The following is a 12,574-nucleotide window of genomic DNA, read 5'->3' as shown; positions in this document are numbered from 1 at the left end:
GGTGGAGGCGGTGGGGGGTGAGGCGCGTCACGGGACCGAGGTCCCGCGACTATCCCCGGTAGTGGATCGGGTCCTCCCCCGCGGACGCGCGGGGCGCACCGGAGGGGGTCCCGGGAGGGTCCCGGGACCACGGACCCTCCTAGTAATTGGGGTATTTGCCCGCTTTCTTCCGACTTGCCAAGAATGGCCGCTGTCCCGATCGACGCCGGACGGAACCGGCCGAGAGCAACCGGAAGCAGAGGATCCCCTTTCATGGCAGTCCACAGCACCACCACCCCGCGTTCGTTCCTGTCCCGCGCCCGTCGCACCGCCGCCGTCGGCATGGCGGGAGCCGCCGTCGCGGGCCTGGGCGTGCTGGGTGTGGCGGGCACGGCCCAGGCCGCGCCGACCACCGGGGCACAGGACACCGCCCAGCGGATGATCGACGATCCGGCCCAGTACCAGTGCTTCGCCAACATCGTGGAGCGGGAGAGCGGCTGGGACCACACCGCGACCAACCCCTCCAGCGGCGCCTACGGTCTGATGCAGGCCCTTCCCGCCGGGAAGATGGCCTCCGCCGGCTCCGACTGGCAGACCAACCCGAACACCCAGATCGAGTGGGGCCTGCAGTACATGGAGGAGCGGTACGGCAGCCCCTGTGGCGCCTGGTCCTTCTGGCAGAACAACCACTGGTACTGAGCGGTACCGGGGGTGTCCGGTGGGGCTCCGGGCGTTCCCGGCCCCCCACCGCACGGACGGCCCCCGGCCCGGTGATCACCGGGCCGGGGGCCGTCCCCGTTCGCTCCGTTCCCCCGGTCACGGGGAACGGGTCGGCGGTCAGTCCCGCATGACCTCCGGCTCGTGACGGCGCAGGAAGCGCAGCACCAGGAAGGCGCAACCGACCGAGATGACCGCCAGCATCCCCACATCGAGGATCCACACGGCCGCCTCGTGGTCCCACAACCGGTCGGTCTCGCCGCGCTGACGGTGCCCCATGAGGGTGTTGAGGTCGGCGGTGGAACCCACCCCGGCCAGGCCCCAGCGGGAGGGCATCAGCCAGGCCACCTGCTCCAGCCCCGGCTTCCCGGCCACCTGGAAGAGCACACCGGTGAAGACGAGCTGCACGACGCAGATCATCACCAGCAGCGGCATGGTCATCTCGGAGGTGCGGACGACCGAGGAGATCACCAGGCCGATCATCATCGAGGTGATGCCGAGGACCGTGATGACGATGGTCATCTCGACGGCCGGGGACTCGACGAACAGCACGCCCTGCTCGGGCAGCTCGCGCGGCGCGAAACAGATCGTGGCCAGGATGACGCCCTGGATGATCGTGACCATGCCCAGCACGATCACCTTGGACATCAGGTAGGCCGAACGGGAGAGGCCGACCGCCCGTTCCCTTTCGTAGATCACCCGTTCCTTGATGAGTTCGCGCACGGCGTTGGCCGATCCGGCGAAACACATGCCGATCACGACGATCAGCAGGATGATGCCCGCGTCCCCGTTGGTCCGCCCCCGTTCCAGCGGGCCGTAGCCCAGGCCGTGCGGGGCCGGGATCACCGTGCTGACCAGCCCGAGGATGACCGGCAGGGCGAGGGTGAGCGCCATGAAGCCCTTGTCCGAGGCGATCACCGCCAGGTACCGGCGCACCAGGGTCCACACCTGGGCCCCCCAGCTCTGGGCCTTCTGTTGCGCGGCCCGCAGGGGCGGGAGGTGGGCGGGGCGGGCGAGGTCGGCGTCCGCCTCGGCCGCGTACATCCGGTAGTGCTGCGAGCCGCGCCAGCGCCCCATCCAGTCGTGGTCGCGGTAGTTCTCGAAGGCGGAGAAGACATCCGCCCAGGAGTCGTACCCGAAGAAGTTCAACGCCTCGTCCGGCGGACCGAAGTAGGCGACCCCGCCGCCCGGGGCCATCACCAGCACCCGGTCGCACAGCCCCAGCTCGGCCACCGAGTGGGTGACCACCAGGACCGTGCGGCCGTCGTCGGCCAGCCGGCGCAACAGCTGCATGACGTCGCGGTCCATGCCCGGGTCCAGGCCGGAGGTGGGTTCGTCGAGGAAGATCAGCGAGGGCTTGGTCAACAGCTCCAGCGCCACCGAGACGCGCTTGCGCTGGCCGCCGGAGAGCTGGTTGATGCGCTTGTCCGCGTGGTGGTCGAGCTTGAGCTCGGCCAGCACCTCCTCCACCCGGGCGTTCCGTTCCGCCCGGCCGACGTCGCCGGGGAAGCGGAGTTCGGCGGCCAGCCGCAGCGCCTGCCGCACCGGCAGCGCGGTGTGCAGGATGTCGTCCTGCGGCACCAGGCCGATGCGGTGCCGCAGCTCGGCGAAGTGGGTGTAGAGGTTGCGGTGGTCGTACAGCACCTCGCCGTGGGTCGCGGGCCGGTAACCGGTCAGCGCCCGCAGCAGGGTGGACTTGCCGGACCCGGAGGGGCCGATCACCCCGACCAACGACTTCTCCGGCACCCCGAAGGAGACGTCGTTGAGGATGGTCAGGGCGCCGTCGTTGACCTGCACCGTGAGGTGCCGGGCGGAGAAGGAGACCTCACCGGTGTCGACGAACTCCTCCAGCCGGTCGCCGACCAGGCGGAAGGTGGAGTGACCGATACCGATGGTGTCGGACGGGTTGATCAGCTGCCGGCCGTTCCTGGCCATGGGCTGACCGTTGACGTAGGTGCCGTTGTGGCTGCCCAGGTCGCGGAGTTCGAAGCGACCGTCGGGGGTGGCCAGGAACTCGGCGTGGTAACGGGAGACCTGCAGGTCGGGAACGACCAGCTCGTTCTCCAGGGCACGACCGATCCGGGTCACCCGGCCGATGTCGAAACGGTGCAGGGCGGTGGCCCCGCGCGCGCCCGGGCCGTCGGCCCCGTCGGCTCCCGCGGCCCCGTCGGCGGCGGGACCGCTTCCGGCCGTCCCGGCCGCGGGGAAACCGCCCGGGGCGGCCGGGCCCGTTCCCGCCGCCGGCATCGCGGAAGCGGCCGCGGCCGCCGGTTGCTGCGCCGGTTGCCGCGCCTGGTGCGGCAGACCCGCTCCGGGCACCGCCCCCGCCGCCGTGAAGGACAGCCGGGGGCCGTCCTCCGCGTTGCCCAGGTGCAGCACCGTGCCCGGTCCCGCGTGCAACTGCTGCACGCGCTGGCCGTGGGTCCACGTGCCGTTGGTGCTCCCGTGGTCCTCCAGGACCCAGCCCTCGCCGCCCCATCGCAGGGTGGCGTGCCGCCAGGAGACGCGGGCGTCGGTGAACACCAGGTCGGCCTGCGGGTCACGGCCCAGCGTGTAGGACCGCGTCGGGTCCAGGGTCCAGCTCTGTCCGTTCAGTTCGAGTACGAGATCCGGCACTCCACGCCCCACAAGTCCATGCCCCATGTTGCTGTCCCCCGACGGGCCCGCCAGAGCGTCGCGGACCCGGGGATGGTGATGTCGGGGAGACTATTCCAGGCCCGGGGGCCCGGGGGGAGGGAGGTCCCCCGATGTCACGAAGCCGGTGCGAACCGCGATCCGCTCCGTGACCTTCCGGCCCCCTTTCCCGTACCGCGCCGCTCACCCGCCGGCCCCGCGCCCGCCGGCCCGTCCGGGGTCCGGACGGGCCGGCACCCGCGCGGGGTGAGCCATTACCGTGGTGACCACCATGAGTTCCTCGACTCCCTCCCGTCCCCCGGGCCCCGGGGCGACCTCCTCCCCGGCCGACACGACGGTCGACCGCCCGGACCCGCGCACCCTGCTGGTCAAGATCTTCGGTCGGGACCGGCCGGGATTGACCGCCGGGCTCCTGCAGACCCTGGCCGCCTACGGCGTCGAGGTGGTGGACCTGGAACAGGTCGTCACCCGGGGTCGGATAACGCTCTGTGCCCTGGTGACCTCCCCCGGCGACGGCGAGGGGGAGTTGCGGGCCACGGTGCACGGGTGGGCCGAGTCGCAGCGTCTGCAGGCCGAGATCATCTCCGGCATCGGTGACAACCGGCCGCGCGGCGAGGGGCGTTCGCACGTCACGGTGCTGGGGCACCCGCTGAGCGCGGAGGCGACGGCCGCCATCGCCGCCCGCATCACCGGCTGCGGCGCGAACATCGACCGCATCCGCCGCCTGGCCAAGTACCCGGTGACGGCCGTGGAGTTCGATGTCTCCGGGGTGGCCACGCACACCCTGCGCACCGAACTGGCCACCGAGGCGGCGCGACGCGGGGAGGTGGACGTGGCGGTGGTCGCCTCCGGCCTCCAGCGGCGCGGCCGCCGCCTGGTGGTGATGGACGTGGACTCCACGCTCATCCAGGACGAGGTCATCGAACTGTTCGCGGCGCACGCCGGGTGCGAGGAGCGGGTCGCGGAGGTGACGGAGGCCGCGATGCGCGGCGAACTCGACTTCACCGAATCCCTCCACGCGCGGGTCGCGCTGCTGGCCGGGCTGGAGGAAGGGGTCGTAGAGAAGGTCCGGGCCGAGGTGCGGCTGACCCCGGGGGCACGCACCCTGGTGCGGACCCTCAAGCGGCTGGGCTACCAGGTCGGCATCGTCTCGGGCGGCTTCACCCAGGTCACCGATTCCCTGCGCGACCACCTCGGACTGGACTTCGCGGCGGCCAACACCCTGGAGGTGGTGGACGGACGGTTCACCGGTCGGGTCACCGGCGAGATCGTGGATCGCGCGGGGAAGGCCCGGCTGTTGCGCCGTTTCGCGCGCGAGGCGGGGGTGCCGCTGTCGCAGACGGTGGCGATCGGCGACGGCGCCAACGACCTGGACATGCTCAACACGGCGGGGCTGGGCGTGGCCTTCAACGCCAAGCCGCTGGTGCGGCGGGCAGCCGACGCCTCGGTGAACGTGCCGTTCCTGGACACCGTGCTCTATCTGCTGGGCATCACCCGCGAGGAGGTCGAGGCGGCGGACACCGGGGAGTGATCCCGGCGTCCGGTCGCTCCCCGCCCGGTCAGTCCTTGGGGGTCCAGAAGGACTGCAGCCGGGCCACGCCGTGCTCGACGGCCTTCCACTCCCCGGTGAAACCGAGGACGGCGATTCCCGATGTGGGATAACCGCTGCGGTTCATGCGGGGCAGGGCGTCCCCCTCCCCCTCCCCCGCCAGCGCGTCGGCGAGAGCGTGGACGCCGGGGTTGTGGCCCACCAGCAGGAGGTCGCGCACCTCGTCCTCGACCCCGTTGAGCACGGCGATCAGTTCGCCCAGGGACGCCTCGTAGATCCGCTCGTCGTAGACGGTGCGGGGGCGCCGCGGCAGCTCGGCGGCGACCAGCTTCCAGGTCTCGCGCGTGCGGACGGCGGTGGAGCACAGGGTGAGGTCGGGGGTGATGCCGGAGCCGGCGATCCAACGCCCCGCCAGGGGCGCCTCGCGACGGCCCCGGTCGGCGAGCGGTCGGTCGTGGTCCGAGACCTGCGGCCAGTCGGCCTTGGCGTGACGGAGAAGGACGATCCTGCGGGCAACATCGACGCTCATGCGTCCCAGCTTCCCACGAAACGGCCTCCCCTTCCCGGCTCACGGGGAAGCCGGGTGACGCGCGCGGGAGGGCTCCCGGAGGAGCCCCCGCGTCGAGCCCCGACACCCGTGGCCCGGGGGGCCGGTGGGGCCCGGTGGGGCCGCGGTCAGGACCGCAGCAGTGCCACGATCAGGTGCTCCAGCAGCAGCGGCAGCGGGCGCGGCATCTCGGCGGCCGCGGCGGGATCGGAGCCGGTGAGCAGGAGCACCAGCAGGCCGGTGAAGGCCGCCGCCGGGGCGAGCAGCCCCCACCACGGGAGGCGCGGGCGCGTCTCCCCTCGTGCGGGGCGGGTGGTCTGGGCCGACATGGGAATCCCCTCCGTTCCGGTCGGTTCCCGGGTCGCTCCGGCCGGCTGCCGGGGCGATGGTGTCCACCCTATGGGGAGGGGTTGCGTCAACCCATCCGGTGATCCACCCGGGCCCCCCTGAACCCCGCCCCCTAGGGGATGGTGGGGTTGTCCCCACCCCCGGTCACGCGTCCCGCCCGTCCGCGGTTCCCGGCGGGAGGGGTTGTCGCGTTCACGCGCCGTCCTCGACGACGCCCGGACGCCCGGCCCGCACACCGACGGCGATCTGCAGGACCATCAGCGCCGTCAGCAGGAGGAGGGGGACGTCCCATCCCCCGGTGGTCTCCTGGAGCGCGCCGATGATCAGGGGGCCGGGCACGGCGAGGAGGTAGCCGCCGCTCTGCGCGAAGCCGGAGAGCCGGCCCACCCCGGCGGGGGTGCGGGCCCGCAGACCGATCATGGCCAACGCGACGGGGAAGGCGCAGCCGGAGATTCCCAGGAGCACGGCCCAGGCCCAGGCGCCCTGGGCGGGGGCCAGCCACAGTCCGATGTAGCCGGCCAGACCGCAGAGGCCGAGGAGGGTCACCAGGGGTCCCTGGTGGGGGAGCCGGACGGCCAGGCGGGGAAGCACGAAGGCCAGCGGGACCCCCATGCCCATGATGACCGCCAGCAACAGACCGGAGGTCACCGCCGGGACCCCGGCGTCCCGGAAGATCTGCGGCATCCATCCCATGGTCACGTAGGCGGCGGTGGACTGGAGTCCGAAGAAGAGCATCAGGGCGAGGGCGGTGGGCGAACGGCGCAACGGACGGGAGCCGGTGGAGCCGGGTTCGTCCGGGGTCCGCACCGGGGCCCCGGCCGGGTCGGGGGACGATCCCGCGAGCGCCTCGGGGGAGGGTCGGGGGACGCCCCGGCGGAGCGTCACCGCCCAACAGGCGAGGGCGATCGCGGCGGGCAGGGCCCAGACGAGCAGGCCGGGGCGCCAGTCGCCGCCCAGCCGCTGGGCGAGGGGGACGGTGACCGCGGCCGCGCCGGCGGTGCCCAGCGCGAGGGCCATCGAGTACAGGCCGGTCATGGTGCCCTGTCGGTCGGGGAACCATCCCTTGACCACCATCGGCAGCAGGACGTTGGCCACCGCGATGCCGGCCAGGGCCAGGGCGGTGCATCCGAGGAAGACGGCGGTGTTCGGCGCCAGCGGACGCAGGGCCAGCCCCAGGGTGATGGCGGCCGTGCCGGCGGCGACGACGGTGACGGGGCCGAGGCGCCGCGCCAGGCGGGGGGCGACGCCTCCGAAGAGGGCGAAGCACAGGGCCGGGACGGAGGTCAGCAGGCCGGCGACGGTACCGCCCATGCCCAGTCCGGTGCGGACCTCCTCCAGCAGGGGGCCGAGGCCGGAGATGGCGGGCCGCAGGTTGAGCGCGGTCAGCACCAGCGCGAGGGCCAGGAGCCATCGCGCGCCCCGGCGGAGGCGCCGGCGGGACGCGCCGGTGGGACGGTCCCCGCGCCCGGCGTCGGGACGGTCGGCCGTTCGCGGACTCGGGAGGGGGCGGGTGGAGGTGCGGGCGTCACCGACTGCGGGCATGCCCCCATCATAGAATCATGGGATGTATTCCTCGCACCGGGGGCGGCGCCTCCCCGGCGGGGCGACGAAAGGTCTCCCGCCCCGCCGGAACCGGCGATCCCGGTAGCGTGGACCCCCGCCCGGACCGTCGTCGAGGCGGTCCGGTCCCCACCGGAAACGGGAGAGCCATGCCCCTGACCTCACCCCGACGATCGGCCCTCGCCGACCAGGTCATCGCCGAACTCCGCCGCCAGATCACCGTCGGGGAGTGGCCGGTCGGCTCCCGCATCCCCACCGAGCCCGAACTGGTGGAGCAGTTGGGCGTGGCGCGCAACACCGTGCGGGAGGCGGTCCGGGCCCTGGCCCACAACGGTCTGCTGGACATCCGACAGGGGTCCGGCACCTATGTGGCGGCCACCAGCGAGTTGGCCGGCGTGATGCGGCGCCGCTTCACCGACGCGGACCCCCGACACGTGGCGGAGGTCCGCTCCACCCTGGAGTCCTCCGCGGCGGGCCTGGCCGCCACCCGACGCACCGAGGCCGACCTGGCGCACCTGGACGCCCTCCTCGCGCAGCGCGAGGAGGCCTGGGAGAGCGGGGAGGTGGATCGCTTCGTCGAGGCCGACAGCACCTTCCACGCGGCGGTGGTCACCGCCTCCCACAACGACGTCCTCGCGGCGCTCTACGCGGACCTCGGGTTCGTCGTGCGGGACTTCCTGCGGCACGGTGTCGGGGACCGGCTGCGACCGGAGGAGTACCTGGATCACGGGCGGTTGGTGGCGGCGATCCGCGCCTCGGACCCGGTCGCGGCCGCCGCGGAGGCCGGGTCGTACGCGCTGGGGTGCCGTCCGGCGCCGGGGGCCGGGGAGCCGGGCTGAGACTCCCGCCCGGCGGGCGGGATCCCGTCGCCCCGGGGCGGGACGCGCCGGGGGGCGGGCCGCGGGAAACCCGCGACCCGCCCCCCGGGGGAAAACGCCGCTCAGGCGCCCATCATGTGCACGCCACCGTCCACGTGGACGACCTCGCCCGTGGTACGGGGGAACCAGTCCGACAGCAGGGCGCAGACACCGCGCGCGGCCGGCTCGGGGTCGGTCAGGTCCCAGCCGATGGGCGCGCGGGTGTTCCACACGTCCGCCAGCTCCTCGAAGCCGGGGATGGACTTCGCCGCCATCGACTTGATCGGCCCGGCCGAGACGAGGTTGACCCGGATGCCGCGGTCGCCGAGATCGCGTGCCAGGTAGCGGGAGGTGGACTCCAGGGCCGCCTTGGCGACACCCATCCAGTCGTACTTGGGCCAGGCCACCCGGGCGTCGAAGTCCATGCCGACGACCGAGGCGCCGTTCCCCCCGCGCTCCATCAGCGGCAGCAGCGCGGTGGTCAGCGACTTCAGCGAGTACGCGGACACCTCCACGGCGGTGGCCACCGACTCCCAGGGCGTGTTCAGGAAGTTCCCGCCGAGGGCGTCCTGCGGGGCGAAGCCGATGGAGTGCACCACGCCGTCCAGGGAGTCCACGTACTCCCCCACCGCGGCCGCGAGCCCGTCCAGGTGCTCGCGGTTCTGCACGTCGAGCTCGATGACCGGGGCCTCCTTGGGCAGCCGGCGCGCGATGCGTTGGACCAGGCTGAGCCGACCGAAGCCGGTCAGCACGACCTCGGCGCCCTCCTCCTGGGCGAGCCGGGCGACGTGGAAGGCGATCGAGGAGTCGGTGAGGACCCCGGTGACCAGGATCCGCTTGCCGGCGAGAAGTCCACTCATGGTGTCAGTGCCCCATGCCCAATCCGCCGTCAACGGGGATGACGGCTCCGGTGATGTACGCGGCCTCCGGGGAGGCCAGGAAACGAACCGCGGCGGCGACCTCGGCGGGCTCGGCGTACCGACCCAGCGGTACCCGGGCCACGATGTCGGCGCGCTGCTCCTCGCCGAGCACCCGGGTCATGTCGGTGTCGACGAAGCCGGGCGCGACCACGTTGCAGGTGATGTTGCGCGATCCCAGCTCACGGGCCAGGGACCGCGCGAAGCCCACCAGTCCGGCCTTGGACGCGGCGTAGTTCGCCTGTCCGGCGGAGCCGAGGAGGCCGACCACCGAGGAGATCAGCACGATGCGACCCCGCCGGGCACGGAGCATGCCCCGGGAGGCGCGCTTGACCACCCGGAAGGTACCGGTGAGGTTGGTGTCCACAACGGCGGAGAAGTCCTCCTCCGACATCCTCAGCAGGAGCTGGTCCCGGGTGATCCCGGCGTTGGCCACGAGGACCTCGACCGGACCCTGGTGCTCCTCGACCCGCTTGTAGGCCTGCTCCACCTGCTCGGGGTCGGTGATGTCGCACCGCACGCCGAAGAGCCCCTCGGGGACCTCCCCGGAGCGATGGGTGACGGCCACGGAGTCCCCCGCCTCGGCGAGGGCGCGGGCGATGGCCAGACCGATACCGCGGTTTCCCCCGGTGACCAGTACCGAGCGACTCAAGGGATCACTTCCTTACCTCTCGCTCCCCTTTTTCCCGCCCGGCGGGAGCCGGGCGTCGCGCCCGACCGGGCCGCCGGGGCGGATGCCGACCCCACGCTATCCGTCGGCCGGCGCGGCCCGGGGCTCGGTCCCGGACAGTGGCTCCCCCGGGCCGCTGTGGGGTTCCCACAGAAAACCCCGCGGAACACCCGCGGAACACCCACGGAAAACGAGCCGGGGCACGGGGAGGGATCGGGAACCCCACCGCGGGGGCGGGCCCCCGTCCACGATGCGCGCCCCTCCACCGGGAGCACACCGGGGCCCGTAGAATCGCCCGTTGTCCAACCGTCCATCTCGACCACCGGGACCGAACGTGACACGCCTCGGCGACTCCGTGCAGCGCGGCCTCGCGCTGCTGGGCCAAGACCTCTCCTCCGACACCGTCGTGCGGCAACTGCTGGAGGAGACCGGCTCCCGGCGGTATCTGGACCTGGGCGACCTGTCGGCGGGTGAACAGGCGGCGCTGATCGCCTCCCGCGCGGTGGAGGTCCTGCCCTCGGTCGACCGACTCGCGGAGGAGATCGCGGCCGCCCGGGAGGCCGGACGCGGACTGCGGGTCAAGTTGGGCATCGACCCCACCGCCGCGGACGTCCACCTGGGGCACACCGTGCCGATGATCGTGCTCAGCCGTTTCCAGCGGATGGGGCACGAGGTCACCCTCATCATCGGCGACGTGACGGCGAAGATCGGCGACCCCTCGGGGCGGTCCGCCGAGCGCCCCCCGCTGACCGACGAGGACATCGCCGCCAACCTCTCCGGCTACCGCGATCAGGTGCGGCCCTTCCTCGACTTCGAAAAGGTGCGGATCCGGCACAACAGCGAGTGGCTCGGCGGGTACACCCTGCCGGAACTGATCGGTGTCCTGGCCCGGGTCCCCGCCTCCTCGCTGTTGCAGCGCGAGGACTTCCGCACCCGCCTGGAGGGCGGGCACGGACTGACGATGTCCGAGTTGATCTACCCGGTCGCCATGGCCCTGGACTCCGCGGAGATCGTCGCCGACATCGAGCTGGGCGGTGTGGACCAACTGCTCAACATGCAGATGGGGCGGCGGGTGATGGAGATCCACGGGCAGCGCCCGCAGCTGATCGCCACCATGCCGCTGATCGAGGGCACCGACGGCTCCGGCGCCAAGATGTCGAAGTCCAAGGGCAACTACGTGGGCCTGCGGGCCGACGCCGACGAGGTCTTCGGCCGCATCATGTCGATCCCCGACCGGCTGATGGAGCCCTACCTGCGGGCGTGGACCGAGTGGGACGACGCCGAGATCGCCCTGGTGCTGTCGCGGATCTCCGAGCGCACCGCGCACCCCATGGACCTCAAGCGGATCCTGGCCGGTGAGATGGTCGCCGTCCTGCACGGCGCGGACGCCGCGATGGCCGCCCGGGCGGCCTTCGCCGCCCGCTTCTCCCGCGGGGACTTCGCCGAGGCGGGGGACCTGCCCGAGGTGGACCTGGCCGAACACGGCAAGGAGGGCGTCGCGAACGTGCTCAGCGGTGTCCTCGGTTTCACCCCCAGCGCCTCCGCCGGGCGCCGGCTGGCCCGGCAGAACGGTCTGCGGCTGGTGCTGGGCACCGCCTCGGGACAGCGGACCGTGCCGGTGTCCGAGGCCGACGCCCCGCGCCCGCTGGGCGAGGTCGTCGGTGAGGCCCTCGCCGACGGGCGACCGGACGAGGTGTGGTTGAAGGCCGGGCGGAAGCTGGCGGTGCTGCGCGGCTGGTGAGCCGCCACCGCGGTACCGATGTCACGGCCCGCCGCCCGCCGGATCCCCCCGGGACCGGCGGGCGGCAGGCGTACGGGACGACGGCGCCGGTCGGGAGCGTGGGTCCGGCCGGCCCGGAGTACGGTGGACGGGCGGGGCACGGTACGAAAGGCCCCGGTGCGACCGCGCCGGGGCGATCTTGTGGGTGGTGAACATGCTGCACCTGCGGCGCGACCGCGCCGATGAGACCGTGTTCCGCATCACCGCGGCCCGGCGCGGGCTGGCCGAGGACGTGGGGGCCCGACAGCGGCGTTACGTGATCTCGATGGTGATCCGGAGCGTCTCGGTGGTCCTCACCGTGCTGCTGTGGAACGTGAGCGTGCCCCTGGCGGCGGTGACCCTCGCCGCGGGCGTGCTGATCCCCTATGTCGCGGTGGTGGTCGCCAACGCCGGCCGGGAGAACGCCCCGGTCCTTCCCCGGACGGCACTGGTGGGCGACGGTTCGCGGGACCTGCCGGCCGGGGGCCGGGCCCTGGAGGGGGTGGTCGTCGAACCGGCGGACCACCGTTCCGGGGGGAGCACCGCGCGGGAGGCCGACCCGCGGGAGCCGGGCCCGACCGGCGGGGACCGGGCACCCGGATCGACGAACGGGACCTCCCCGGAGGGTGCCGACGCCGGCCCCCGCGCGAACGGGAGGGCGGCGGGAACCGGCCGGGCCCCGTGGTCGGCGTCCGCCGACGGCACGGTCTCCCCCGAGGGTGAGCGGGGCTTCGTCCGCAGCGGTCCCGGGGGCGAGGACTGACCCGCGACCGACCCGATCGACCGGGGAACGCCTCCCGGGCCCGCCCCGGCCCGACCGCCGGGACGGGCCCGGAAAACCTTCGTCGGATCCGGCCGTTCGGCTGCGGGCGGCACAGTGAGCCGTGTCATACTTCAGGGGCGCTCCGCATCCCCCGTCGGAGCGAATGACCGACGCCGGGCGGCTCCCCCCGTGGCTGCCCGGCGTCGCCGTGTCCGCTCCCACCGGAGTGTCCCCGTGCCCCGCGGGATGTTTGGATGGTGGGGTGAATCCCCTC

General features: G+C 73.2%; 11 protein-coding genes. 5 read left to right on the top strand and 6 right to left on the bottom strand.

The genetic code is table 11. The features are described from left to right. The first annotated feature begins 252 nt into the window (after positions 1–252). Positions 253–678, top strand: coding sequence for an aggregation-promoting factor C-terminal-like domain-containing protein (locus tag FOE67_RS05400; protein WP_182660980.1), 426 nt, complete (start codon positions 253–255; stop codon positions 676–678). 138 nt (positions 679–816) lie between these two features. Here the strand turns inward: FOE67_RS05400 and FOE67_RS05395 are convergent, their stop codons facing one another. Then, on the bottom strand, positions 817–3,339 hold the full coding sequence (locus FOE67_RS05395; protein ID WP_194443969.1) for an FHA domain-containing protein: 2,523 nt from the start codon (positions 3,337–3,339) through the stop codon (positions 817–819). Positions 3,340–3,601: 262 nt separating this feature from the next. Between FOE67_RS05395 and serB the strand changes: the two genes are divergently transcribed. Continuing rightward, positions 3,602–4,861 (top strand): phosphoserine phosphatase SerB, encoded by a 1,260-nt coding sequence (serB, locus tag FOE67_RS05390; protein ID WP_182660978.1) that lies wholly within the window; start codon positions 3,602–3,604, stop codon positions 4,859–4,861. A 28-nt stretch (positions 4,862–4,889) separates the two neighbouring features. Here serB and FOE67_RS05385 read toward each other — a convergent pair whose 3' ends face one another. The 3 genes from FOE67_RS05385 to FOE67_RS05375 all read right to left on the bottom strand — a co-directional run bounded on the left by FOE67_RS05385 (position 4,890) and on the right by FOE67_RS05375 (position 7,316). Further along, positions 4,890–5,408 carry a SixA phosphatase family protein gene (locus tag FOE67_RS05385; RefSeq protein WP_182660976.1) on the bottom strand — a complete coding sequence of 173 codons (519 nt, stop codon included), beginning with the start codon at positions 5,406–5,408 and terminating at the stop codon, positions 4,890–4,892. A 146-nt stretch (positions 5,409–5,554) separates the two neighbouring features. Next, positions 5,555–5,755 (bottom strand): hypothetical protein, encoded by a 201-nt coding sequence (locus FOE67_RS05380; protein ID WP_182660974.1) that lies wholly within the window; start codon positions 5,753–5,755, stop codon positions 5,555–5,557. A gap of 211 nt (positions 5,756–5,966) precedes the next feature. Further along, complete coding sequence (locus FOE67_RS05375; RefSeq protein ID WP_182660972.1) at positions 5,967–7,316, bottom strand: CynX/NimT family MFS transporter; 1,350 nt, start codon at positions 7,314–7,316, stop codon at positions 5,967–5,969. A gap of 167 nt (positions 7,317–7,483) precedes the next feature. Between FOE67_RS05375 and FOE67_RS05370 the strand changes: the two genes are divergently transcribed. After that, a complete protein-coding gene (locus tag FOE67_RS05370) occupies positions 7,484–8,173 on the top strand; it encodes a FadR/GntR family transcriptional regulator (protein WP_182660970.1) in 690 nt (229 codons plus the stop codon). 101 nt (positions 8,174–8,274) lie between these two features. Here FOE67_RS05370 and fabI read toward each other — a convergent pair whose 3' ends face one another. Together fabI and fabG are read right to left on the bottom strand one after the other, a co-directional pair. Then, positions 8,275–9,051, bottom strand: a complete 777-nt coding sequence (fabI, locus tag FOE67_RS05365) for an enoyl-ACP reductase FabI (protein WP_182660968.1) — start codon at positions 9,049–9,051, stop codon at positions 8,275–8,277. A 4-nt stretch (positions 9,052–9,055) separates the two neighbouring features. Then, entirely contained in the window at positions 9,056–9,760 is a 705-nt protein-coding gene (gene fabG, locus FOE67_RS05360) for a 3-oxoacyl-[acyl-carrier-protein] reductase (protein ID WP_182660966.1), read from the bottom strand. A gap of 352 nt (positions 9,761–10,112) precedes the next feature. On the opposite strand from fabG, the gene tyrS reads away from it, so the two are divergent. Continuing rightward, positions 10,113–11,519 carry a tyrosine--tRNA ligase gene (tyrS, locus tag FOE67_RS05355; RefSeq protein ID WP_182660964.1) on the top strand — a complete coding sequence of 469 codons (1,407 nt, stop codon included), beginning with the start codon at positions 10,113–10,115 and terminating at the stop codon, positions 11,517–11,519. Between the two features lie 193 nt (positions 11,520–11,712). Next, the gene (locus FOE67_RS30755; protein WP_182660982.1) at positions 11,713–12,300 is read left to right on the top strand and encodes a DUF3099 domain-containing protein; all 588 of its coding nucleotides are present in this window, start codon (positions 11,713–11,715) and stop codon (positions 12,298–12,300) included. Positions 12,301–12,574: the final 274 nt, after the last annotated feature.

Source organism: Streptomyces calidiresistens (assembly GCF_014141525.1).
Taxonomy (GTDB): Bacteria; Actinomycetota; Actinomycetes; order Streptomycetales; family Streptomycetaceae; genus Streptomyces; species Streptomyces calidiresistens.
Note: the sequence above shows the minus strand (reverse complement) of the source record. Positions and strands in the feature narration are given on the sequence as shown.